Source organism: Pseudomonas sp. A-RE-22 (genome assembly GCF_019956035.1).
In the GTDB taxonomy this organism is placed as follows: Bacteria; Pseudomonadota; Gammaproteobacteria; order Pseudomonadales; family Pseudomonadaceae; genus Aquipseudomonas; species Aquipseudomonas brassicacearum.
On the sequence record NZ_JAHBCZ010000017.1, the window covers coordinates 1 to 25,284 of the forward strand.

General features: G+C 61.1%; 19 protein-coding genes. 5 read left to right on the forward strand and 14 right to left on the reverse strand.

Annotated elements, in window-relative coordinates; genetic code table 11:
• Window positions 1–1,056: 1,056 nt before the first annotated feature.
• From KGA89_RS10450 to KGA89_RS10490, 9 genes are all read right to left on the reverse strand, one after another.
• Window positions 1,057–1,779, reverse strand: a complete 723-nt coding sequence (locus KGA89_RS10450) for an oligogalacturonate-specific porin KdgM family protein (protein WP_013692290.1) — start codon at window positions 1,777–1,779, stop codon at window positions 1,057–1,059.
• 134 nt (window positions 1,780–1,913) lie between these two features.
• A complete protein-coding gene (locus tag KGA89_RS10455) occupies window positions 1,914–2,681 on the reverse strand; it encodes an ABC transporter ATP-binding protein (RefSeq protein ID WP_028237158.1) in 768 nt (255 codons plus the stop codon).
• A 10-nt stretch (window positions 2,682–2,691) separates the two neighbouring features.
• Window positions 2,692–3,531 carry an ABC transporter ATP-binding protein gene (locus KGA89_RS10460; RefSeq protein ID WP_013692288.1) on the reverse strand — a complete coding sequence of 280 codons (840 nt, stop codon included), beginning with the start codon at window positions 3,529–3,531 and terminating at the stop codon, window positions 2,692–2,694.
• Between the two features lie 10 nt (window positions 3,532–3,541).
• A complete protein-coding gene (locus KGA89_RS10465) occupies window positions 3,542–4,447 on the reverse strand; it encodes an ABC transporter permease (RefSeq protein ID WP_013692287.1) in 906 nt (301 codons plus the stop codon).
• A complete protein-coding gene (locus tag KGA89_RS10470; RefSeq protein WP_223471483.1) occupies window positions 4,447–5,484 on the reverse strand; it encodes an ABC transporter permease in 1,038 nt (345 codons plus the stop codon). Before KGA89_RS10470 ends, KGA89_RS10465 begins: the two co-directional genes overlap by 1 nt.
• A gap of 34 nt (window positions 5,485–5,518) precedes the next feature.
• On the reverse strand, window positions 5,519–7,141 hold the full coding sequence (locus tag KGA89_RS10475) for an ABC transporter substrate-binding protein (protein ID WP_223471484.1): 1,623 nt from the start codon (window positions 7,139–7,141) through the stop codon (window positions 5,519–5,521).
• A gap of 72 nt (window positions 7,142–7,213) precedes the next feature.
• Window positions 7,214–8,368 (reverse strand): mandelate racemase family protein, encoded by a 1,155-nt coding sequence (locus KGA89_RS10480; RefSeq protein WP_223471485.1) that lies wholly within the window; start codon window positions 8,366–8,368, stop codon window positions 7,214–7,216.
• A 598-nt stretch (window positions 8,369–8,966) separates the two neighbouring features.
• On the reverse strand, window positions 8,967–9,194 hold the full coding sequence (locus tag KGA89_RS10485) for a hypothetical protein (RefSeq protein WP_003197910.1): 228 nt from the start codon (window positions 9,192–9,194) through the stop codon (window positions 8,967–8,969).
• Window positions 9,191–9,703, reverse strand: a complete 513-nt coding sequence (locus KGA89_RS10490; RefSeq protein ID WP_003197908.1) for a type VI secretion system amidase effector protein Tae4 — start codon at window positions 9,701–9,703, stop codon at window positions 9,191–9,193. Before KGA89_RS10490 ends, KGA89_RS10485 begins: the two co-directional genes overlap by 4 nt.
• Window positions 9,704–10,060: 357 nt before the next feature.
• Between KGA89_RS10490 and KGA89_RS10495 the strand changes: the two genes are divergently transcribed.
• From KGA89_RS10495 to KGA89_RS10515, 5 genes are all read left to right on the forward strand, one after another.
• Window positions 10,061–11,056, forward strand: coding sequence for a TRAP transporter substrate-binding protein (locus KGA89_RS10495; RefSeq protein ID WP_411740629.1), 996 nt, complete (start codon window positions 10,061–10,063; stop codon window positions 11,054–11,056).
• Window positions 11,057–11,120: 64 nt separating this feature from the next.
• Window positions 11,121–11,753, forward strand: coding sequence for a TRAP transporter small permease (locus KGA89_RS10500; RefSeq protein WP_223471486.1), 633 nt, complete (start codon window positions 11,121–11,123; stop codon window positions 11,751–11,753).
• Window positions 11,750–13,033 (forward strand): C4-dicarboxylate TRAP transporter large permease protein DctM, encoded by a 1,284-nt coding sequence (gene dctM, locus KGA89_RS10505; protein ID WP_003197901.1) that lies wholly within the window; start codon window positions 11,750–11,752, stop codon window positions 13,031–13,033. The genes KGA89_RS10500 and dctM overlap by 4 nt, the downstream gene beginning before the upstream one ends.
• 109 nt (window positions 13,034–13,142) lie before the next feature.
• Entirely contained in the window at window positions 13,143–14,138 is a 996-nt protein-coding gene (locus KGA89_RS10510) for a TRAP transporter substrate-binding protein (RefSeq protein WP_003197900.1), read from the forward strand.
• 147 nt (window positions 14,139–14,285) lie between these two features.
• Window positions 14,286–16,190 carry an alkaline phosphatase D family protein gene (locus KGA89_RS10515; protein WP_013692282.1) on the forward strand — a complete coding sequence of 635 codons (1,905 nt, stop codon included), beginning with the start codon at window positions 14,286–14,288 and terminating at the stop codon, window positions 16,188–16,190.
• Between the two features lie 132 nt (window positions 16,191–16,322).
• Here the strand turns inward: KGA89_RS10515 and KGA89_RS10520 are convergent, their stop codons facing one another.
• The 5 genes from KGA89_RS10520 to KGA89_RS10540 form a co-directional block, all read right to left on the reverse strand.
• Window positions 16,323–16,823: a methylated-DNA--[protein]-cysteine S-methyltransferase gene (locus KGA89_RS10520; RefSeq protein WP_223471487.1), complete on the reverse strand. Its 501-nt coding sequence runs from the start codon at window positions 16,821–16,823 to the stop codon at window positions 16,323–16,325.
• Between the two features lie 83 nt (window positions 16,824–16,906).
• Complete coding sequence (locus tag KGA89_RS10525) at window positions 16,907–19,642, reverse strand: LuxR C-terminal-related transcriptional regulator (RefSeq protein WP_223471488.1); 2,736 nt, start codon at window positions 19,640–19,642, stop codon at window positions 16,907–16,909.
• Between the two features lie 223 nt (window positions 19,643–19,865).
• Window positions 19,866–21,230 (reverse strand): DUF1329 domain-containing protein, encoded by a 1,365-nt coding sequence (locus KGA89_RS10530; protein ID WP_003197892.1) that lies wholly within the window; start codon window positions 21,228–21,230, stop codon window positions 19,866–19,868.
• A gap of 25 nt (window positions 21,231–21,255) precedes the next feature.
• Window positions 21,256–23,112 (reverse strand): DUF1302 domain-containing protein, encoded by a 1,857-nt coding sequence (locus KGA89_RS10535; protein WP_223471489.1) that lies wholly within the window; start codon window positions 23,110–23,112, stop codon window positions 21,256–21,258.
• Between the two features lie 331 nt (window positions 23,113–23,443).
• On the reverse strand, window positions 23,444–25,126 hold the full coding sequence (locus KGA89_RS10540; RefSeq protein ID WP_223471490.1) for a fatty acid--CoA ligase: 1,683 nt from the start codon (window positions 25,124–25,126) through the stop codon (window positions 23,444–23,446).
• Window positions 25,127–25,284 lie beyond the last annotated feature (158 nt).

Below are 25,284 nucleotides of genomic sequence, written 5' to 3' on the forward strand. Positions count from 1 at the left end.
CAGACCGCTATCGCGAGCGAGCTCAGCTCCCACAGAGGAGCTATGGTGAGCGCCTGATCTGTGAACGCTCGAAAACCAGTGTGGGAGCCGAGCTTGCTCGCGATGACGGCGATACATCCAACATCATCGGCACAGACAGACCGCTATCGCGAGCGAGCTCAGCTCCCACAGAGGAGCTATGGTGAGCGCCTGATCTGTGAACGCTCGAAAACCAGTGTGGGAGCCGAGCTTGCTCGCGATGACGGCGAGACATTCAACATCATCGGCACAGGCAGACCGCTATCGCGAGCGAGCTCAGCTCCCACAGGGGAGCTATGGTGAGCGCCTGATCTGTGAACGCTCGAAAATCAGTGTGGGAGCCGAGCTTGCTCGCGATGACGGCGAGACATTCAACATCATTGGCACAGGCAGACCGCTATCGCGAGCGAGCTCAGCTCCCACAGGGGATCTAGGGTGAGCGCCTGATCTGTGAACGCCCGAAAATCAGTGTGGGAGCCGAGCTTGCTCGCGATGACGGCGATACATTCAACATCATCGGCACAGGCAGACCGCTATCGCGAGCAAGCTCAGCTCCCACAGAGGACTATGGTGAGCGCCTGATCTGTGAACGCTCGAAAACCAGTGTGGGAGCCGAGCTTGCTCGCGATGACGGCGAGACATTCAACATCATTGGCACAGGCAGACCGCTATCGCGAGCGAGCTCAGCTCCCACAGGGGATCTAGGGTGAGCGCCTGATCTGTGAACGCCCGAAAATCAGTGTGGGAGCCGAGCTTGCTCGCGATGACGGCGATACATTCAACATCATCGGCACAGGCAGACCGCTATCGCGAGCAAGCTCAGCTCCCACAGAGGACTATGGTGAGCGCCTGATCTGTGAACGCTCGAAAACCAGTGTGGGAGCCGAGCTTGCTCGCGATGACGGCGATACATCCACAACATCATTGGCACAGACACACCGCCATCGCGAGCAAGCTCAGCTCCCACAGGGGATCTATGGTGAACGCCTGATCTGTGAACGCTCGGCTCCCACAAGTTGATCCCAGTGCTACCACAACTTAGAAAAAGTTGTATTGAATGCCGACCCGCAGGCGCAGTTGGCGATCACTGTCGACCGAGTTGACCTTGATATCGCCCACTTCAAAGAACGGTGCCCAGCGCTTATCCCACTTGTACTTGACCACGGCATTCTGTTCATAGTCATCGGTGCCGCCGTTATAACGGATGTAGTTGGCATCGAAGTACGTCAGTTGATACTCATAAGCCCACGGCCCTTGATCGGCGTAGTTGACGTAGACGTCGTAGCGATTGATTTTCTGATCGTCCTGGCCGTTGTCCGGCACGTCATGATCAACCTTGTCACGGTCCAGCTTGGACGAATCGTAGCGGTAGCGACCGGCGATGCTCAGTTCCTTGGTGATCTTGTAGCCCAGGCGCATGCCCAATTTGTAGGTGGTGGATTCCTCATCGCTCTCCATGGCGAACGAGGGCGTCAGCGTCCAGCGGTCATCGATCTTGTGCTGGTAGTTGACGGTGAATTCATGGCCGCTGCCAACGGTGTTGTCGAAGGCGACGTCTTCGCGATCACCGGCGGTCTTGTATTTGAGTTCACCTTCCAACCCAATGCCGTTGTCCAGCCGCATGCCGAACTTGGCGCGGTCGGCATGCATGCGCGACTGTTCCGCATATTGATGGCGTACGTTGATATAACCGGTATCGGCCTGTGCAACAACCGACGTGAACAACGAAGCGATGGACAGAACTACGAGGGACTTTTTCATGTTTTTTATTCTTGTTGGTTTAATAGTTAGTTGGGGTAAACGCCAAATCACAGGCGAGCGCGTGCGCGGCATTGATACCTGGGGCTCAACGTCTTTTACGGGTTAAAACAAGTACAACTCGTCAGTTAAAAAACTCAGACAGCGATGGGTACACGCTGTATGTCGCGACTGGCTTGCACCAGCAAACGGGTGTACGCATGGACAGCGCCGTCGCTCGCCAGCAGGTGACTGTCGAGCGTCTCCACCACCCTGCCCTGCTGCATCACTGCCAGCCGATCACACAGGTGCGCCACCACCGCCAGATCATGGGTGACCATCAGGTAGGTCAGCCCTTCCTGGCGACGCAAGTCGGCCAGCAGGTTGAGGATCTCCGCCTGCACCGAGACATCCAGCGCCGAGGTCGGCTCGTCCAGCAACAGCACCCGGGGACGCAGGATCAGCGCACGGGCAATCGCCACCCGTTGGCGCTGACCGCCGGACAACTGGTGCGGATAACGAAAGCGGAAGCTGTCGTTCAAGCCGACCTTGCGCAGGATCTCGCTGACCTTCTGCGCACGCCCGTCGATGCCGTGGATGCGCAGCGGTTCCTGCAACGCGGCATCGACGGTGTAGCGCGGATGCAACGAGGCATACGGGTCCTGGAACACCATCTGCACGGTGCGGTAGTGATTCAGCGGCAGGTTGCGGGTCACGGCTTGCCCTGCGACCCGCAGTTGTCCGTTCCAATGCTGGTACTGCCCGGCCAGGCAGCGCAGCACGGTGGTCTTGCCCGAACCGGACTCCCCCACCAGGCCGAATGCCTCGCCTTCGGCGACACTCAAATCGACGTCGTGCAGTACCGCGTTCAGTGCCGCGCCGGAGCCAAAACTGAGGTTCAGGCCGGCGATTTCAATCATGCTCATGACAGGCTCCTCAAGCATTCAACCAGTGTGGGTCGCGCTGCAGCACCGGCAGCGTGGCGCGTGGATGGTCCAGGCTCGGCAATGCGGCCAACAGGCCCTGGGTGTAAGGATGGGTGGCGTTACCCAGGTCGGCGGCGGCAATCGACTCGACCACGCGACCGGCGTACATCACCAGCACGCGGTCACAGAAATGCCGCACCAGATTCAAATCGTGACTGATGAAAATCAGCCCCAGGTCACGCTCGCTGACCAACTCTTCCAGCACGTTGAGCACCTGGCGGCGCACCGACACGTCCAGCGCCGAAGTCGGTTCGTCGGCGATGATCACCTGGGGATCGGTGATCACCATCATGGCGATCATGATCCGCTGGCCCATGCCGCCCGAGACCTCGTGGGGGTACAGTTCATAGACCCGCCGAGGGTCGCGAATGTGCACCTTGGCGAGCATGTCCAGGGCGCGTTCGCGGGCCTCGCGATGGGGCACTTTGTGATGGGCCAGGTAGGCCTCGGCGATTTGTTCGCCGACCCGCACCACGGGGTTCAGCGAGTACTTTGGGTCTTGCATGATCATCGACATGCGCGCGCCGCGAATCGCCTGGATCTGCTTTTCGCTGGCGGCCAACAGGTCGATGTCGGCGAAGCGCAACGTCTTGGCGGTGACCCGCGCGGTCGGCGGATGCAGACGCAAAAGGCTGCGGCCGACGGTGGATTTGCCCGAGCCGGATTCACCAACGATGGCGAGTTTTTCCCGGCCCAGGGTGAACGACACGTCACGCACCGCCAGGGAGGTTTTGCCGGCGTTGCGAAACTCCACGCACAAGTCCTGTACCGCAAGTTTTATCTCAGTCATGGGGCTGTCCTCAGGATTGGCTGCGGGGGTCAAGGACGTCGCGCAAGCCGTCGCCCAACAGGTTGAAAGCCAGGCTGACCAGCATGATCGCCGCACCGGGCGCCGCCACCAGCCACCAGCTTTCGAGCATGTAGCGCCGCCCGGTGGAGATCATCGCGCCCCACTCCGGCAACGGTGCCTGGGCGCCGAGACCGAGAAAGCCCAGGGCGGCGGCGGTGAGGATGATGCTCGCCATGTTCATGGTCAGGCGGATGATCACCGACGACAGGCACATTGGAATGATGTGCCGCAGGATGACCCGGGTACTGGATGCACCCTGGAGCTGTACCGCGACGACGAAGTCGGCGTTGCGCAACGGCAGTGTTTCGGCGCGGGCAAGCCGGGCAATCGGCGGCCATGCGGTGAGTGCGATGGCGATTACTGCGTGCTCCAGCCCCGGGCCGAGGGCGGCGATGAACGCCAGCGCCAGGACCAGGCTGGGGAACGAGATGAAGATGTCGGTGATGCGCATGAACAGGCTGTCGACCCAGCCACCGAAGTAACCGGAAACCGTCCCGACCAGCAGGCCGATGGGGCCGACAATCACCGTCACCAGCAAGACGATGTACAGGGTGATGCGCGAGCCGTAGACGAGCCGGGCGAACACATCGCGACCGTATTCGTCAGTGCCGAACCAGTGCGCGCTACTGGGTGCCTGCAACGCGCCGGCGAGGTTCTGCAGCAACGGATCGTGGCCGGCGATCCAGGGAGCAAAAGCCGCGACCAGCATCAGGGTCGAGACAACGACCAGGCCGGCGAAGGTCATCGGGTTGCGCAGCAGGAAACGCAGCAGGCGCAAGGTGCTGGCGGCCATCGCTGCGGTACTGGAAGCGGGCAGCGCGGCGGCGGGTGCGCTGGAAGCCAGGGGCAGGTTCATTAGCGAGTCCTCGGGTCGAAGATCTTGTACAGCGCGTCGCTGATCAGGTTCAGCGTCACGAAGATGAGGCCGATCAACAGCACGCAGGCCATCACCGCGTTCATGTCACCGAGCAGCAAACTGCTGGTCAGGTACTGGCCGAAGCCCGGCCAGGCGAACACGGTTTCGATCAGCACCGCGCCCTCCAGCAGGCCGCCGTAGGCCAGCGCGACGATGGTCAGCAACTGCACGCGGATGTTGCCGAACGCATGACCCCAGACGATGCGTCGCTGGGACAAACCCTTGACCCGGGCGGTGATGATGTATTCCTGGGACAGCTGCTCGAGCATGAAGCTGCGGGTCATGCGGCTGATGTAGGCGACCGAGTTGAAGCTGAGGATTACCGCCGGCAGCAGGATGTGGCGCAACGCACTGCGAAAGGCCTCCCAGTCGCCGGACCAGGCGGTGTCGATCAACAACAGCCCGGTGTGTCTCGGGATCAGCCCGTCATAGGCCAGGCCGATGCGCCCGACGCCACCGACCCAACCCAGCCAGGCGTAGAACACCAGGAAAGCCATCATGCCGATCCAGAAAATCGGTGTGGAATAACCGAACAGGGTAATCAGACGCGCGATATGGTCACCGGCACGTCCCTGATGAGTCGCGGCGTAGACACCCAGCGGCAGGCCCGCCAACACGCCGAACAGAATGGCCAGGGTCGCCAGTTCCAACGTAGCCGGGAAGACCCGGGCGATGTCGGTGATGACCGGGTTGCCGGTCAGCAAGGCCATGCCGAAATCACCGTGCAACAGGTCGCCGAGGTAGATCGCGAACTGGGTCCACAACGGTTTGTCCAGGCCCAGCTCTTTGTACACCTGGGCGTAGGCCGAGGCGTCGGCGTCCGGGCCGACGATGGCCAGCACCGGGTCCAGGGGCATCACTCGTCCGATGAAAAAAGTCAGTAGCAGCAACCCCAGCAACGTCACCGCCACCGAGCCGCCGCGTCGGGTCGCCGAAGCGGCCCGGGTGGTCCAGATTGAAAAGGATGCAGTCGACATGTTCATTCCTGCCTTGGCCCTGTGGCCGTCGATTTCAGCGCTGCTTGTAGACGTCCCGAAGACGCGTGGTGGCGGCGGTGTGGCCAATGTAGTTGCGCACATCCGCATGGATCACCACTTCGTCCACCATCTGTGAGACCGGCATGATCGCCCCGGCCTGTTGGTCGTAGAGGGTCTGGATCTGCGCGTAGATTTCGCGCTGGTGCTCGGGGTCACGCTCGCGCTCGGCTTGCTCGATCAGTTGATTGAGCTGCGGGCTGAAGAACGAGGTGCGCCAGCCCTGGAAGTTGCTCAGCTTGGCTTCGGTGCGGTTGTCCGGGTTGTACACCAGGGCCCGCAGGCTCGAGTGCGGATGACGCTCCGCCCCGCCGCCACCACGACCGACGAGGATGTCGAACTGGCGGTCGCGCATCGCCCCATAGATCTGGTTGCCGGTGCCGGTGATGATCGTCGCCTGGATGCCCGCCTGGGCCAGTGTCGCTTGCAGGCTGGTGGCGATGTTGATGAACGGTGGATCGGTCAGCGAACGGATGGTCACCTTGAAGCCTTCGGCATGTCCGGCCGCCGCCAGCAGGCGCTTGGCCTCGGCCACATCCAGGCGATAGCCCGGATCCTCCAGGCGTGCAGGCAGCCCCAGTTGCAACGGCCGCTGATTGATCACGCCGTAGTGCGGCATCACCACATCGTTGATGCCCTGGTAGTCGATCAGCAGGCGGATGGCCTGGCGCACGCGGATGTCCTGGAACAACGGTTGCTGCATGCTCATCGCCACGTAATACAGCGTGCCGCGGGCGATGCTCTGGATGCGCACTTCTTCGACCTTGCCCAGCGCCTTGATGTCGGTGGCGGCCATGCCCCGGGCGACGTCCAGGTCACCGCGCTCGACCATCAGGCGCAGTGCCTGGGACTCGGTCATGTTGCGCATGATCACCCGGCGCAACTTCGCGGGGCCGCGCCAATAGTCGTCATGACGACTCATCAGGATCACGTCGTTGGCCCGCCAGATGTCGAGCTTGAACGCGCCGGACCCGGCCGTGTGCGTCGCCAGCCATGCAGCGCCCTGGTCGTCGCCGACCTGATGTTGCAAGGCGACCGAGCGATCGATGATGAAGGCGCTAGGAGAGGTCGCCAGGGTATTGAGCACCAGCATCGGGTCGGTAATGCGGGGCAGCTCCATGACAAAGGTGTGCGGCCCTTCGGCACGCATCAGTTTGACGACGTTGTCGGCGGTGAAGCCGTAGGCTTTCCAGGTTGAAGCCAGGGCGCGGTTGAGGGTGACCACCCGTTGCAATGACCAGGCGACGTCTTGCGCGGTCAGTGGCGCACCGGAGTGAAAACGCACGTCGTCGCGCAACTGGAACGTCAGGCGCATGCGGTCGGGGCTGACTTCCCAGGTTTTCGCCAGGGCCGGAATCAGCGTGTCCGGCTGCGCCGCGTCCTGCTCCAGGAGCATGTCATAGACGTTGGCGTTGACTTCGGCGACCTCCAGGCCGGTGGCCGCAGCGGGGTCCAGAGACAGCAGGTTGATCATGCTCATGCCCACCACCAATTGGTCGGGGGGCGTTTCGCCTTGGGCCAGGCTGACGGGCACCTGCACTGCGCACAGGGCCACGGCGACACATAGCAGCCTGGTCAGGCGCTTGGGCCAGAGATTCATGGTTCAGTCCTTTCTTATATTTATAAAGACTTTGTCGCCCGGGCAGCCATCAGCCTCAGGCGTGGAACAGGATCAATGTCGAGACAGGGTGTTGGCCTCGATATACGCGAAGTTGATGTCTTCGCCCAACCCTGGCCGATCGGAGAGATGCACAAAACCGTTGGCATCCATCGGGTCGACGATGCTGTTGAGGTGCGCCGGGACTTCTTCATAGTCGAGGAACGGGTGCAGCAGGCCACGCTCGTACCAACGACAGTTGCTGATGGCACCGACCACCGCCAGGTTCGCCGCGCCATTGCCGTGGACTTCGCAATCCATGCCGAACGACTCAGCCAAGTGCGCCACCTTCAGGCACGGCCCGATACCACCGACCCCGGCCACGCCGGCACGCAGGATGTCACAGGACTTGTGGGTGACCCAACTGGCGCGGCTGTGAAACTTGCCGGCGATGCTTTCCGGGCCCAGCACTGGAATATCCAGGTTGGCCGCCAGCCAGGCATAGGACTCGGCCGAGTCTTCCATCATCGGTTCTTCGAACCAGGCAAAATTCAGTTCCTGCAGTGCCTTGCCGATGGTCAGCGCGTCCATGCGGCTGTACCAGTGGTAACCGTCGAGCATCAACGCGATGTTGGGGCCGACCGCCTCACGCACGGCGGCGCAGGCCTGGATGTCCATCTGCGGGTTGGGGGCGAAGGAAATCGGCGGCATCCAGGTGTGCAACTTGATGGCCTTGTAGCCGCGCTGGACCAGCTTCTCGGCGAACTGAGCGTACTCGTCCGGCGTCGACAACCCACCCGGCAAATCGTCGCCGCACATCGTCGAGCCGTACGCCGGAACCTTGTCACGATAGCCGCCAATCAACTTGTGCACCGGCAGCTTGAGCGCACGCCCGGCCAAGTCCCACAAGGCTTGCTCCACCAGCGCCAGCGCCCGGTCGGTGAACTGCCCGGCACTGCCGCGCTGCCAGTGTGCCAGGTCTTGCCAGATGCTCTCGCGATCCATCGGGTCGCGACCGATCAGCACTTTGCGCACGAAGGACTCGATGATGTGCGGCCGAATCAACTCAGGCGGGCCGAAGGCATAGCCCTCGGAGCCATCGTCGCAACCGATTCGCAGCAAAGCCATCTTGATCATGACCTCATCGCCGGGATGGGCATGGCCGGCGCTGTCCTGGGCACGGCGCGAAGGGGTGGAAAAAACGTCGACGTGAACGCCTGTGATTCTCATGGGGAGGAACACCAATGTTGTTATTGTTTATTTGTATGTCGTCATACAACGATGCGGATTATTCTGACGTTCTTGGTGGACTGTCAACCCCTTAAACGCAATAAAACTTGCGTACGCACGAGGTTTTCCGCGAAGAAGAGGTTATTTCCATGAGCAAAATTCTAAAATGTCGTCATACCACGCAGCCTGAAGTGAGACCACTTGCCGCAGACGACGTAGTGCCTTGAAGGCTGAAGACGTGGGCCAGGGGATGGGCGACTGTGGAGCGAGCTTGCTCGCGATAGCGGTCTGTCTGAGACGGTGATGTTGGCTGTGCCGCCGGCATCGCGAGCAAGCTCGCTCCCACAGGGGGACTGTGGTGAGCGCAGAATTCGTGAACACCTGGGATCAAAACTGTGGGAGCGAGCTTGCTCGCGATAGAGGTGTGTCAGCGGCGGTGATGTTGACTGTGCCGCCGTCATCGCGAGCAGGCTCGCTCCCACAGGGATCTCTGGCGAACGCCGAACTTGTGAATAGCCGCAATCAAAAACTGTGGGAGGCGGTGGCTGCGGAGGGTGGACTCCCTGTCACAGATTTTGTGCTGACTTTGGCTGCCTGGCTAGATTCGAGGTTTGCGCCGTCGACTCCAGACAATGCCCACCGTCGCAGCCACGACCACCACCCCGACATTGCCAAACAACCAGATCGCAAAGTTGCGGCTCTGGTCTGCTTCGCTCTCATAGAACGGCCCGAAATAACTACCAACGGCCATGAATGCCAAATTAAATGTACCGACCGCCAACACGATGATCAGGAGAACAAACAAAGTTTCCTTGATGACGTTCATATGACTTTCCAGAACCAGATGTCCTTGGAATCGTGAAAGTCCGAGAACGTGCCTTCGATCGAAAAACCCATTTGTATACGTGGGTAGCTCAGCCAATCCGTCAGGCGACGGCCATTCCACAGGTCGATGTGATCGCCGCTGCGGTTGGTCGTGGTTTCGTTTGCCCGACGCCAGAAGTCCTTGAAGAAAATAACGCCCTGCTGCCCGCTCAGGGTCTCTTCGAATTCTTCGCTTTTAATGGTCTTCATGGCCTGCAAGCCAGGAATCTTGGCGCGGCTCAAGGCCTTGGCGAGCTCTTCGGCGGCCAATATGTGCCCGTCGCTCTTGGGGTGTTGCCAGCAATGTCGCACGCTTTTGAGCTGACTCATGTCTGCACCAGCGCGACGCAGGGCCACGCCGAGGTTGATCGCGCATTGGTCACTGAAGTTCTTGGCTCCATTGGTTCTGCAAGGCGCGGCATCACCAAATATCTGCGGATGGCTTTTCCACAACGTGTCGAATGTAAACATTCTGCCCTCTCCATGAGGTTTTTATCCTGGACGAATAGCCTAGCAGACCTGCTCGCACCATGGATCCAATAAGCGCTGGCGCAAGATTGAAAGCCAGTAGCCATCACCGACCCTTTACGGTTTCCTGTCCCAGGCACGGTTATTGGCTGAAACCTTTCGAAATCACCGTTTGTGATGTTTCAGCCCGGCGCAAGGAAGGCTCTAGCGCAACCTGTCGAGACGTACCTCCGAATGACAGTTTTCCCGTTAACCGTCCCCGACAAGTTGTTTTTCTGCCTAGACTCATCACTGTTCCGCCGTGCGCTGTGTTTTGAATGAGCCCGCACGAAAATACTAAAAACAAGAGGAAAGCCCGTAATGTTCAAACCTATCTGGAAAGCGCTCGCTTGCACATTGGCCCTTAGTGCGATGAGCACGGCCATGGCGGCAGATCCGGTGGTGATCAAGTTCTCCCATGTGGTCGCCGAACAAACACCAAAAGGCCAAGGCGCGCTGCTGTTCAAGAAACTCGTGGAAGAACGGTTGCCAGGCAAAGTGAAGGTCGAGGTCTACCCCAACTCTTCACTGTTCGGCGATGGCAAGGAAATGGAAGCCCTGCTATTGGGCGACGTGCAGATGATCGCGCCGTCACTGGCCAAGTTCGAGCAATACACCAAGACCGTACAGTTGTTTGACTTGCCGTTCCTGTTCGATGATATCTCCGCCGTGGACCGTTTCCAGTTGAGCCCTGAAGGCCAGAAGCTGCTCAAATCCATGGAAAGCAAGAACATCACCGGCCTGGCTTATTGGCACAACGGCATGAAGCAGCTGTCGGCGAACAAACCCCTGCGTGAACCCAAGGATGCTCGTGGCCTGAAGTTCCGCGTACAGGCATCGGCGGTACTGGAAGAGCAATTCAAGGCGGTGAACGCCAACCCGCGCAAGATGAGTTTCGCCGAGGTTTATCAGGGCTTGCAGACCGGCGTGGTCAACGGTGCGGAAAACCCCTACTCGAACATCTACAGCCAGAAGTTGCATGAAGTGCAGAAGTACATCACCGAATCCAACCACGGTGTACTCGACTACATGCTGATCACCAACACCACCTTCTGGAACGGCCTGCCGCCGGATATTCGCAGCGAACTGGAAAAGATCGTCGCGCAAGTCACCACCCATGTAAACCAGGAAGCGGCACAGCTGAACCAGCACGACAAGCAACGCATCCTCGACGCCAAGACCACCGAGATCATGACCCTCACGCCTGAAGAGCGTAACGCATGGCGCGACAAGATGAAGCCCGTCTGGAGTAAGTTCGAAGATGATATCGGCACTGACCTGATCAAAGCCGCCGAAGCCTCCAACAAGGCCCAGTGATGGGTTGGCCGGTGCCGCTGTCCTGGTAGCACCGGCCAGTCGTCCCCTACAGGAGATGTCGTCCATGAACGCCCTTCGGCGCATTTGGGAACACTTCGAGGAAGGTTTCATCGCCTTCCTTCTGGCCGCCATGACGCTGGTTACATTCGTCTACGTGGTGCTCAACAACCTCTACAGCGTGTTCTACAGCCTTGGCGACCACTGGTCAGCCGCCAGCGAGCCGCTGTTCGCCGCGGGCGACAGCATCATGTCCATGGCCCAGGCAATGACCTGGAGCAATTCGCTGACCAAGGCCCTGTTTGGCTGGCTGATCTTTTTCGGGTTGTCGTACGGCGTGCGCACGGCCGGGCACATCGGCGTCGATGCGCTGGTGAAACTGGCGAGCAAACCGGTGCAGCGCTTCATCGGCGTCATTGCTTGCCTGTGCTGCCTTGGCTATGCCGGGCTGCTGGCGGTGGCGAGTTTCGAATGGATCAACACGTTGATGATTGCCCAGATCGGCGCCGAGGATCTCGGCCATTTCGGCATCATGCAGTGGCATGTCGGGTTGATCGTGCCAGTCGGTTTTGCCCTGGTGTTTATCCGTTTCGCGGAAATTCTCGTACGGATCCTGCGCAACCGCCAGACCGGTCTGGGCCTGGCCGATGAAGCGGCCGAAGCCATCAAATTGACCGAACATGAGGAAGACAAGCCATGACCATTGCCTTCCTGTTCATAGCGCTGTTCGTGCTGATGTTCATCGGCGTGCCCATTGCCATATCGCTGGGGTTGGCCGGTTCGCTGACCATCATTTTCTTCAGCCCCGACTCGGTGCGCTCACTGGCGATCAAGCTGTTCGAAACGTCCGAGCACTACACGTTGCTGGCGATTCCGTTCTTCCTGCTGGCCGGTGCGTTCATGACTACCGGCGGTGTGGCACGACGGCTGATCGACTTTGCCAACGCCTGCGTCGGGCATATCCGTGGCGGCCTGGCGATTGCGGCGGTGCTGGCTTGCATGCTGTTTGCGGCGTTGTCGGGCTCAAGCCCCGCGACAGTGGCAGCGGTCGGTTCCATCGCCATTGCCGGGATGGTGCGCTCGGGTTATCCACAGGCGTTTGGCGCAGGCATCGTGTGCAACGCGGGGACCCTGGGCATCCTGATTCCGCCCTCGATCGTGATGGTGGTGTATGCCGCGGCGACCGAAACCTCGGTGGGCAAGCTGTTCATGGCCGGTGTGATTCCCGGCTTGTTGTTGGGTTTTTTCCTGATGGTGGCGATCTACATCGTCGCAGTGAAGAAAAACCTCCCAGCCCTGCCCCGGGCGACGCTCCGTGAATGGTTGAGCACGGCACGCCAGGCCATCTGGGGCCTGCTGCTGATGTTCATCATCCTCGGCGGGATTTACTCCGGGATGTTCACCCCCACCGAAGCAGCGGCGGTGGCGGCGGTGTATTCGGCGTTCATTGCGTTGTTCGTCTACAAGGACCTGACGTTCCGTGAGACGCCGAAAGTGCTGCTGGAGTCGGCCAAGCTGAGCATCATGCTGATGTTCATCATCGCCAACGCCATGCTCTTCGCCCACGTACTGACCACCGAGCAACTGCCGCAGCAAATCACCGCATGGGTGATCGATGCCGGCTTGACGCCGGTGACCTTCCTGCTGGTGGTGAACATCGTGCTGCTGGTCGCGGGCGCGTTCATGGAGCCTTCGGCGATCATCCTGATCCTGGCGCCGATCCTGTTCCCCATCGCCATGAAGCTGGGCATCGACCCGATCCACCTGGGCATCATCATGGTGGTGAACCTGGAGATCGGCCTGATCACGCCACCAGTGGGATTGAACCTGTTCGTCACCTCGGCGGTGACCGGCATGTCCCTGCCCGCCACCATCCGCGCCGCCATGCCATGGTTGATGATTCTGCTGGCGTTCCTGGTGCTGATTACCTATGTGCCGTGGATCTCGCTGGTGCTACCGAACTGGTTGGGGATGAGTTAAGCCCAACCGAACACAGACCTGCGGAGCGAAGGCACTGGCTCATCACTCCGCAGGTGCAGCTCCTGGTGTGGTTAATGCACCGTCGACACATGCATAAGGAAATCCGGCAATGCTCAAACCTATGTGGATAACGCTCGCCTGTACCCTGGCCTTCAGTGCGTTGGGCACGGCCACGGCGGCGGAACCGATCGTGATCAAGTTTTCCCATGTCGTGGCCGAACAAACGCCCAAAGGCCAGGGCGCGTTGATGTTCAAGAAGCTCGTGGATGAACGACTGGCGGGCAAGGTGAAGGTGGAGGTGTACCCAAACTCCACGCTGTATGGCGATGACAAGGAGCTGGAAGCCTTGCTCCTCGGGGAAGTGCAGATCATTGCGCGGTCGCTGGCCAAGTTCGATCAGTACACCAAGTCGGTGCAGTTGTTCGACTTGCCCTTCCTGTTCAACGACATCGCCGCCGTGGACCGTTTCCAGCGCAGCCCCGAGGGCCAGAAGCTGCTCAAGTCCATGGAAAGCAAGAACATCACCGGCCTGGCCTATTGGCACAACGGCATGAAGCAGCTATCGGCCAACAAGCCGCTGCGCACCCCCGAGGATGCCCGCGGCCTGGCGTTCCGGATACAGACCTCCGCGGTGCTGCAGGAACAGTTCCAGGCCGTGGGCGCCAAGGCGCAACCGATGATCTTCTCGGTGGTGTACCAGGCTTTGCGCACCGGTCTGGTCAACGGCACGGAAAACACCTATTCGAACTTCTACAACCAGAAACTCAATGAAGTGCAGAAATACGTCACCGAGTCCAACCACGGCATACTCGACTACATGCTGATCACCACCTCGGACTTCTGGAACGGCCTGCCGCCGGATATCCGCAGCGAACTGGACAAGATCGTGGTCGAATCCACCGCCCATGCCAACCAGGAAGCGGAGCGATTCAACCAGCAGGACAAGCAGCATGTGCTGGACGCCAAGACCACCGAGATCATTACCCTCACACCAGAGCAGCGTAACGCCTGGCGCGAAAAAATGAAGCCGGTGTGGGCGAAGTTTGAACAGGAGATCGGGCCGGACCTGATCAAGGCGGCTGAGGCTTCCAACAAGGCCCAGTGATGTAACAAGGTATAGCACGGCCCTGTGACGAGGGAGCAGGCTCCCTCGCCACAAAAGCGGTCATCCACGTTGAATCCACCGTCCCCAGCAACCCGGCACATTGCGTTATGATCCCCGCCTCTCCCTGAACAGAGCTTTTACTCGCGAATGCTGCCGTCCACCGCCGATACCACCGCCCTGCCCGCCGTCCTGGTCGGCCCACTGTTGCGACGGCTGGAGCCCTCGCGGCTGGTGATGTGGCTGGTGGGTACGCGAGCATTGGCGTTGACGTTGCGCGTGGCCGGCGTGGGCGATCGTGCACTGGATGCGACGTGCTGCACCGTGGTGCCGGTGGGGCAGCAGGCTTTTGTACACCTGATCGATGTACGGCTCGACAGCCCCCTGCCCCGGGATGTGACGATTGACTACGACTTGCTGGTGGACGGCGCGCCCATCGCCGAATGGGCGCCGCATCTGCTGTATGACGGCGCACCGTGCCCGAATTTCATGTTGCATTCGCGCATCGAGCAACTGGTCCACGGCTCTTGCCGCAAACCCCACTACCCAGCCAACGACGGCCTGCTCTGCGTCGACCGGCTGCTGGCGCAAACCCCGGAGCAGCGCCCGGCATTGCTGATGATGAGCGGCGACCAGGTCTATGCCGACGACGTCGCCGGGCCCATGTTGCGGGCGATTCATGCGCTGATCGAACGCTTGGGGCTGTTCGAGGAATGCCTGGACGGTGCCGTGGTGGAAGACAGCGCCAAGCTCTATCAGCACCCGGCCAGTTATTACCATCGTGCCGATTTGCTGCCGGCACTTGAGAGTAACGAAACCCTGCGCGAGCGATTTTTCGGCGGGGCCCGCAAGCCGATTTTCACCAGCAGCAGCGCCGACAATCACCTGGTGACTTTCGCCGAGGTCATGGCGATGTACCTACTGGTGTGGTCACCCGTGCCTTGGACGCTGATCACGGTGCAACCGCCCGAACTGACCGTCGAACGGCGCCAGCGCTACGACCTGGAACAGCAGCGCATCGATGCGTTCAAGACCGGGCTGGGCGGTGTGGCGCGGGTGTTTGCGCACCTGTCGTGCCTGATGATTTTCGACGACCACGACATTACCGATGACTGGAACCTGTCTGCGCAGTGGGAGGAAACGGCCTACGGCCATCCGTTCTCCAAACGCATCATCGGTAATGCGTTGATCGCCTACATGCTCTGCCAGGGCTGGGGCAACAACCCGGATGCCTTCGCTGACGTGCTCCCGCAAACCTTGGCCCTGAGCGACACCGCCCGGGATCGTTACCTCGACAGCGAACCCCAGGACCAACTGATCGACACCCTGCTGGCTTTCCAGCAATGGCATTACGTGCTGCCGAGCACCCCGGCCCTGGTGGTGCTCGACACCCGCACCCGCCGCTGGCGCAGCGAGAACAACCTCAAGCAGCCTTCCGGCCTGCTGGATTGGGAAGCCCTGAGCGAGTTGCAGCAGGAGTTGTTGGATCACCCGTCGGCGATCATCGTCTCACCGGCACCGATCTTCGGTGTGAAGCTGATCGAGACTGTGCAGCGGGTGTTCAGTTGGTGCGGTTATCCGCTGCTGGTGGATGCGGAAAACTGGATGGCCCATCGCGGTGCTGCCCAGGTGATCCTGAATATTTTCCGCCACTCGCGTACGCCCGGTAATTACGTGGTGCTGTCCGGGGACGTGCATTATTCCTTCGTTTACGAAGTATTGATCCCGCACCGCAAGGGTGGCCCACGCATCTGGCAGATCACCAGCAGCGGCATCAAGAATGAATTTCCCCCTGCGCTGCTGGAATGGTTCGACCGCCTGAACCGCTGGCTCTACTCGCCGCGCTCGCCCTTGAATTGGTTCACCAAGCGCCGCAGCATGCGCATCGTCCCCCACACCCCGGAACACGCCGAAGCCGGTGAGCGGCTGTGGAACAGCGCAGGCATTGGCCAGGTGTTCTTCAATGAACAGGGCCAGCCCACGAAGATCTACCAGCACAACGCCAACGGCCAACCGCCGACGCGCATGCGGCCTCCCAAATCCCCACCAGCCTGAAACCTGTGGGAGCGGATGCAAAAACACCTGTGGGAGCGAGCTTGCTCGCGATGACGGCGGCATGATCAGTATTTTCGCAAGCTGACACTCCGCTATCGCGAGCAAGGTCGCTCCCACAGGGAAGTCGGCAGGTCAGAACGCCAATTGCAGGCTCTGCTGGCCTTCAAGGCTGAGCAGCAGCTGCTTCGCCGCCAGGCCGCCAGCGAAGCCGGTAAGGCTGCCGGAGCTGCCGATGACGCGGTGGCATGGGGCGATGATCGAGATGGGGTTGCGGCCATTGGCGGCGCCAACCGCCCGAACCGCCGTCGGTTGGCCAATCTGGATGGCGATGTCGCGGTAGCTGCGGGTTTCGCCGAAGGGGATGGTCAACAGGGCTTGCCAGACGCGGATCTGGAAATCAGTCCCTGCGAAGTCCAGCTTCAGCTCGAAACGACGGCGCTGGCCGGCGAAGTATTCCAGCAACTGACGCTCGGTTTCCTTGAGGACCGGGTGCTGGGTGTCCTCCTCCAAAGGCCCCAGCCGCACCCGATTGAGCCGCTCGTTTTCCCAGAGGATGGCCGCCAGCCGTGTCTCCCGGGCGACGAGGATCAGTTGGCCGACGGGGGATTGGATGGTTTTGTAGCGGGGCAACATCGAAGGATTCCTTGTCAAAGCCTTTGTGGCGAGGGAGCTTGCTCCCTCGCCACAGGGGGTTCTCACCGCTCCCAAAATCTCGCTCAACCCAACAACCCCAACGCCTTCGCCCGCGCCACCGCCTGGGTGCGGCGCTCGACGCCGAGTTTGCTGTTGATGTGGCTGGCGTGGGTCTTGACGGTGTGCAGCGAGATAAACAACTGCTCGCTGATTTCCTGGTTCGAGCAGCCTTGGGCAATCAACTGCAACACCGCCCGCTCGCGACTGCTGAGGGTTTCGACCGGCGCCGCTGGGTCGGCAGGCTGGGCCACCGTCGAGGGCAGGCGTTCGAGCAGGTGCTCGCGCAAGGTACTGGGCGGTGCCTGCAGCAGCTGTTCGCGCAACCATTCACGGTGCTCGCCGAACAACCACTCGAAAGGCTGCAATACCCCGCCGCTGGCGGCTTCGAAAGCCTGGGCCAGGGTGCGACGGGCTTCGGGTTCACGCCCGATGCTCAGCAGCAAGGCGACTTTCTGGTTGAGCGCCATCACGCTGAGCATCTGCCGGCCACTCTGCTGACCGTGTTCAAGCAAGGCATCGAGCCGCCCTTGCGCGAGTATAGGTTGGCCCCGGATGGACTCCAGCACCGCCTGTTGCAACTCGACATGCAGCGGCAGTTGCGGGTGGAATTCCGGTGGTGCGGCGGCCCGTTCGCCCGTGTAGGTCTGGCCCAGCCGGGCCAACCAGGCTTCGGCCAGGTCGGTGCGGCCCTGGGCCAACCAGAGTTCGCACTTGACCAGGGTGATCATCGCCAGATAGTAGATCGGCGGAACATCCCAGATATGCATCAGGCGCTCGGCTTCCGCCAGTTCGGCGAAGGCCCGGGCGAACTCGCCGCTGTAGCCTTCGATACGCGCGATCACGCAATGGCCGATCAGCACGCTGATGTCGCGGCAGGCACGGGCCTCGGTGAGGCCCGCCTGCAGCCGCGCAAGGCCGGCCTGGGGCTGCATGCGCAAGGTCAGCAAAAAACCTTCGTACATGATCAAGCGCGCCCGTACCGCATAAAGCCGCTGGGGCGACAGCTTGTGCAAACGTTGCAGGCCCTGGTGCACTTCATCCAGCGCCCGCAGGATCTCTCCCCGTGCCTGCAGGACCCGGGCACGATCGTAATGGGCCAGGGCCTCGAACAGTGGATTACCGACCCGCTGCGCCAGCTCCAGGGAATCGCGGTTCAGGTTCCGGGCGCGCCACAGGTCGCCGTCGGCAATCGCCAGGTTCGACAGTGTGGACAGGCACATCAGGCGCTGGCCGTAGCGTTTTTGCGGCAGGCTCTCCAAAGCTTCGCTGCAATACCGCACGGTGGTCTCGCGGTCGCCCCGGCCACGGGCGACGATCCCGCTCAGGGCCAGCCATTGGGCGAGCATGGATTTTTGCGCTGTGGCCGAGGGAGCCGGCAGGAAACGACTCAAGTGCGCCGCCAGCTCTTCGGCAGCGTCCAACTGGCAGGCCAGCCCCAACGCCCAGCTGTAGAGCACGATCAGCCGCGGGGTGCTGATGAGCAGGCTGTCGGGCAAGTCCATTTTCCAGCGCAGCAACATGCCGACGTTCTGCTCGGCCAGCAGTTGCTCCTCCGAGAGGTTCTGCACCAGGTTCGCCGCCACGTCCAGATGCCCGGCCCGCAGCGCCTGCTCCACAGCTTCGTCGATCAGGCCCTGAGCGTTGAACCAGCGGCAGGCTCGCAGGTGCAGGGTAGCCGCCGGGACCATGGCCGGTGCGCTGGGACGACTGCGCAGCAGGTCGGAGAACAGGTGGTGGTATCGGTACCAATGGCCGTGCTCGTCCAGCGGCACCAGGAACACCTGGTGGGCCGCCAGGTAACGCAGGATTTCGGCGCTGTCATGGGCCTCGCGCACGGCGTCGCACAGTTCGCTGCAAAAGCGTTCCTGAGGGGCCGTGTCGTAGAGAAATGCCTGCACCTCGGCGGGCAGGCAGTCGATGACCTCTTCGAGCAGATAATCGCGAATCAGCCCTTCGCCGCCGTGCAAGGCCTGGGGCAGCAGGCCTTCGGTACCGGCTTCGGAGGCGGCAAGCAACCAGAAACGCAGCCCGGCCACCCAACCTTCGCTGCGCTGGATAAGATTTTCCAGCGCCTCACCGCGCAACGAACTGCTGTGGTGCTGGAGCAGGGTCAAGGCTTCGTCATGGGTCAGGCGCAGGTCCTGTTCATTGAGTTCGAGCAGTTGCCGCGACAGGCGCAGGCGCGCCAAATGCCAGTCCGGGCGCTGGCGGCTGGTGACGAGGACCAGCAACCCGTCGGGTAGGTGATTGAGGAAAAATTGCAGGCAGCGGTCCAGCACCGGGCTTTGGGCCAAGTGGTAATCGTCGAGCACCAGTAGCAAGGGCTCATGGGGCGATAAGTGCGTGGACAGTTCGTCCAACAGGCCATCGAGCCATTCTTCGAAGGCAAAGGGTTGATGACGCTGGCGCATTTTCAGCAGCCCCAGGGCGCGACCGCCCAGTTGCGGGAAAAAAGCCTGGAGCCCTTCGAGCAACCGCTCCAGGAAGCGGCCGGGATCGTTGTCCCGGGCACTGAGACCCAGCCAGAGGCTTTGCCAATGGGCCGGCAGGCTCTGGCAGAACTCCACCGCCAGGGAGCTTTTACCGAACCCCGCCGGGGCACTGACCAACAGCAACCTGCCTCCGAGCCCTGCACTCAAGCGTTCGCACAACCGCGGCCGCACGACATGGCCGTCGGGCAAGGGCGGGCGGTAGAAACGCCCGTCCTGTACCGCGATGGCTGCGCGGGCAGAATCCGGAAGTGAAGACAAATCAGTCATGGCCGGCTCTTGTTGGAATGCGGGTGGCGGCGTTGCAGATGTCCGCAGACTAGCGGTAAACGATGAGGTATTGAAGGGAGTGCTACAAATGGCTACAAAAAGACTACAAAAGTGATTGCCCTTGAAGGCGCCGCTTTTGTGGCGAGGAGATTTGTGTTGGGCAAAAAAAAGCCCCGAACCAGTCGGGGCGTTTCTTCGAGGATGCGGCCTCGGGTAAAGCGGTTTAGCGGATGCCGTCCTGGCGCAGGGCATTCGGGGTGAAATCGGCGGTGGTGGCGGTGAAGCCGAAATCGTAGGCCGATTTCTCTTCGTTCTTCATGCCCAGTGCCAGGTAGCGGCCGGACTGCAGGTCGTAGAGGGTTTCCAGGGCGTACCACGGCACTTGCTTGTCGTAGTAGTTCTCGGCATGAGCCTCGGCCACGCGCCACAGTTGGCCACGGCCGTCGTAGTGGTCGATCACCGCAGCTTGCCAGGTGTCTTCATCGATGAAGAAGTCACGCTTGGCGTAGATGTGGCGCTGGCCTTCCTTCAGCGTCGCGGTCACGTGCCAGACACGACGCAGCTCGTAGCGTGCCAGGTCCTGGTTGATGTGGCCGGCCTTGAGGATGTCGGCGTACTTGAGTTGCGGCGAATCGATCTTGTAGCTGTTGGAGGCGATGTACAGCTCTTTCTTGCCTTCCAGCTTCCAGTCGTAGCGGTCCGGCGCGCCGTTGTACATGTCCAGGTTGTCGGAGGTACGCAGGCCGTCGGCGGCGGTACCCGGGCCGTCGTAGGACACTTGCGGGGCACGGCGCACACGGCGCTGGCCGGCGTTGTAGACCCACGCCGAACGCGGCTCCTTCACTTGGTCGAGGGTTTCGTGCACCAACAGCACGCCACCGGCCAGGCGCGCCGGCGCGGTCACTTGCTGCTTGAAGTAGAACAGGATGTTGCCGGGGTTGGCCGGATCGAAGTCCTTCATCTTGTCGCGGAACACGAACTGGTCGCGGAAGTACACCAGGCTGTACGAACCGTTGGGCTGTGGGGTGGCCTGGGTGACCAGGCGCGTCACGCTGCCGCCACGATAGCGGGTGATGTGGTTCCAGATGACTTCCACGCCGCTCTGGGGAATCGGGAACGGCACGGCCGTCTCGAAGTTCTCCAGGCCGTTGCCGCCGGAGACCAGCTTGGTGTTGACCGCGTTTTTCTTGATGGAGGCGAACACCTCGTCCGGCACGGTGGCACCGCGATGGGTCGGATAGACCGGCATCTTGAAGGTTTCCGGGTAACGCTTGAACATCGCGTACTGGCCCGGCGCGAGCTTGTCCTTGTACTGGTCGACGTTCTGCGCGGTGATGGTGAACAGCGGTTTTTCACTGGCGTATGGATCGGCGAGGAAGCCCTTGCTGTCCACGGAACCGGCATTCTTGGCCATGGGTTTCCAGGCCGAGATCGAGCCGTCGGCATTGCCGGCCATCTCGGCGCCCATCGGCGTCAGGCTCTTGCCGAGTTTATCGGCCTCGGCCGCAGGCACTGCCGCCATGACGCTGGCGGCCAGCAGGGAGAGCCCCAGAACACCGGCCTGCAACAGATTCTTTGTTATTTTCATAGTGTGTCGTCCTGAAATTCGGTGCTTAGAAGGTCACGCCGACGCTGAGCGCCAGGAAGTCACGATCGTCCACGGTACTGAAGTCGCCACCAAAGAAGTTGGTGTAGGCCAGGCTGGCGTTGTAGGTGTTCTGGTACTCGGCATCCAGCCCGAGGCTGACGGCTTTGCGACCTTCTTCGAAGTTGCCGCCAGGGCCTGGCGAGTAGCCTTTGACGTCATGGGACCAGGCCACGTTGGGCTTGAGGTTCACGCCAGCGAAGACGTCCGGGTATTCCCAGATGGCACGCGCACGGTAGCCCCAGGAGGTGGCGGTGGTGAAGCCGTCGTTGTTGCAATTGCTGTTCACGTCGTTGATGGTCTGGCCGCCCCCCGCCGCAGTAGAGGTATTGAGCGAGTTACAGAAGCCGTTGGGCAGCTCACCCGGCCCGAACACCGGATCGCGGCCGTAGCGAGCGTCGGATTTGCTTTCCAGGCCACCGACATGGGTCACCCCGACTTCGCCCACCAGGGTCAGGCGACTGGCGCCCATGACCTGGTCCAGGAAGTGAGTGAACGTGGTCTGGAACTGAGTGATCTCTTTACGGCGATAACCATGCAGGTCTTGGCCTGGAGTGCCCTGAAGCACCGATGCATTGCCAAAACCGGGAAGCGGCGTCACACCGGCGAAGAGAATGTCAGTGGTGCTCAGTTGCACTGGCGCATTCGGACGATAGCTGATCTCACCGCTCCACGCCGTGCCGGTAGGCAGTGTCGTGGAGAAACTCAGGCCATAGAGACGGATATCTTCCGGGTATTCGACGAAGTAGTTGGAGTTACCTGCCACGATCAGAGGACGCAGTGCCGCGATTGGTCCCGCGGTATAGAACTGCTGCGCAGCCCCCTGGGCACTGAAAATCGGCGCACGGCTGTGGTAGTTCATGAAGTAGGCACCGAACTCGGTGTCCAGCGGCTCGAACATGTACTTCAGGGACGCGCCCCACTGGCCGCTGTCGCGGGCATCGCGGTCCGGGCCACGACGTACCAGCACGCCTTCTTCGTTGATATCGACGCCCTGGCCCGCCAATAGCGGGAGAACGACTCCCGGCAGCGGAACGGCCGAACGCTTGTTCAGCACCCGCAGGTTATCGGTACACCCATCGGCAATCACATCCGGCTGGGAGAAGAACGTACCGCAGTTATCCACCACGGTCTGGTCCCACTCCAACTGGTAGAAAGCCTCGGCCGACAGGTTGTCGGTCAGGCTCTGGGAGACGTAGAACATGTTGACCGGGATCAGGCCTTCCTTGACCTCGGCACCAGGGCGACGGAAGGCGGACACGTCGACCGGGTTGATGGAGTTGATGCCGCCCTGGATGAAGGTACTTTCACCCCAGCTGACCACCTGTTTGCCCAGGCGGACCGAACCCGGCTGATCGGCGATGGCGTAGTTGTGGTAGACGAATGCATCGAGGATCTGCCCGCCGGAGGACTTGGCGCCTTCCTTGCGGTTGTTGTCGCTGATGTCCTTGTACAGGCGGTTTTCATCCTTGAGTTCGAAGTCGTACCAGTACTTGCCGCGCACGAACACGCCGGTATCGCCGTACTTCAGTTCCAGGTCATGGATGCCCTTGAATATCTTCGAGAAGGTTTCCCCTCGCTTGAAGTTCAAGTGGCCGTCATCGGAGGTCTGCGACAAGCCCTTGCCGCCATTGTTGACACCGATCAGGTCCTTGTTGGCGTTGGCCGTGGACCAGCTCGCGCCGACCGACAGGGACGAGTCGAACTGGCCTTCGATTTCACCGATGTTGAAACTGACGCCGAATGCTGGCCCGGCGAGCGAAGAGGCGAGACTGACCGCCAGAGGCAGTTTTGCCCGGCGCCAGAACGTGGTTGCTGAGGTCATCGACGCTACTCCATGTGCATTATTGTTATGGCAGTGGACATTTCAAGAACACCTCGATGGCTGGGATCGGCAGCGTCCCGACATCCGTCGAAGTCGCATCGCCCTTTCGTGCGTGCGCCCCGTTCCTGAGAATCCGTGAGCGGACTATAGCCAGCAGGTAGTACGGCTTGATCCCTCTAAAGTGTGATTTGCAGCCCTCAACCACTCTGGAACAGTCCTTTCGCCAGGCCGACAGATGTCGGCACGGCAAGGATGGCTGAAATTTTCGGTTTGACAAGGCAAGCGCTTGCTTGGTGGGGCTGCCGTGCCCTTTCGGGCACGGCAAAAAGGCCTAAAGCGTGGACAGGAAGGTGCTGTTGTTGCTCTGCCATTCGGTGATGTCGACGCGGATGCGCTTCTTGTCGAGCTTGCCGACGCTGGTCTTGGGAATTTCCGTAACAAGGGCGATCTGGCTCGGGATCGCCCACTTGCTCAAGTGGCCCAGCTCGACGAACGGCTTGAGGTGTTCCTTGAGTTCGCGAGCCCCGATCTGATGCCCTTCGCGAATCACCAGCAGGGCAAACGGCCGCTCACCCCACTGCGGATCGGGAATGCCGACCACTGCTACTTCGCGTACCGCCGCGTGACGGCTGATGAGATCTTCCAGGTCCAGGGAGGAGATCCATTCGCCACCGGTCTTGATCACATCCTTGATGCGGTCACGGATGTCGATGAAGCCCATGTTGTCGAGCGTGGCGACGTCACCAGTGTGCAGCCAGCCGCCGGCCCAGAGCTCGGCGCCCTTCTGCGGCTCGTTGAAATAGCCCTCGGTGAGCCACGGCGCGCGCAGCACCAGTTCGCCCTGGGTCTCGCCGTCGGCCGGCAGGAAGCGCCCTTCGGTGTCGACGATCGCCGCCTCCACCAGCGGGCCCGGCACACCGGCCTTGATCCGGTAGGTGGTGCGTTCGTCTTCGCTGCCGGCCATCAGTTCATCGTTGAGGTGGGCGCAGGACACCAGCGGGCCGGTTTCCGACATGCCGTAGGCAGCGGTGAGCTGGATACCCCGGGCCTTGGCCGCTTCGTAGAGGCTGCGATTCAGGGCACTGCCACCGATGACGATTTTCCAACCGCCGAAATCGGTGTCCTGGGCCCCTTTGGCGTTGAGGACCATTTGCAGGATGGTCGGCACGCAATGGGAAAAGGTGACCTTTTCCTTGCGCCACAACTGGACCAGGAATTCGGGGTCGTAGCGCCCCGGGTAAACCTGCTTGAGCCCGAGCATGGTCGCGACATAGGGCAGGCCCCAGGCGTGGACATGGAACATCGGCGTGATGGGCATGTACACGTCGTTGGTGCCCAGCAGCCGCACGCTGTCGATAGACCCCATGATGGTCGCCACGCCCATGGTGTGCAGCACCAGTTGCCGATGGGTGAAGTACACGCCCTTGGGGTTGCCCGTGGTGCCGGTGGTATAGAACGTGGTGGCGACGGAGTTTTCGTCGAAATCCTGGAAGTCGTAGGTGGGGGCGGCGGCGGCCAGCAGTTGCTCGTATTCACCCACCAGGTTCGGCAGGTCGGCGGTTTTCTCCGGCAGGTCGGTCAGCAGCAGGGTCTTGTCCACCGTGGTCAGGTGCCCGGCAATCGCCTGGTACAAGCCGACGAACTCGCTGTTGACCAGCACGAAGCGGTCCTCGGCGTGGTTCATGGTGTAGAGGATCTGTTCCGGTGACAGGCGCACATTGATGGTGTGGATCACCGCACCGATCATCGGGATCGCGAACATGCACTCCAGGTAGCGATGGCTGTCCCAGTCCATCACCGCCACGGTATCGCCGGCCTTGACCCCCGCCTCGGTCAACACGTTGGCCAGGCGCGCGACCCGCTCTATCAGCGTCGGATAGCTGTAGCGCAACTGGTCACGGTAGATGATCTCGCGGGTTTTCTCGTAACGCGTGCCGGACATCAGCAGCCGCTTGATCAGCAGCGGGTATTGATAGGCGCCTTCGGCTGGAGGAATAACGCGAGTCTGCAACATAAGAGTCCCTTTTCTGACTGCACGGTCTTGGCTGGAAGTAAGCACTCTAGAGCGCTTATACACTGATCAAATCAGCCGAAGGAATGATTTGATTGGCACGTAAATACTAGCCTTGGGCCATCCCGCACCAGGTTTCGCAAGCCTTGTGGAGCCAAACC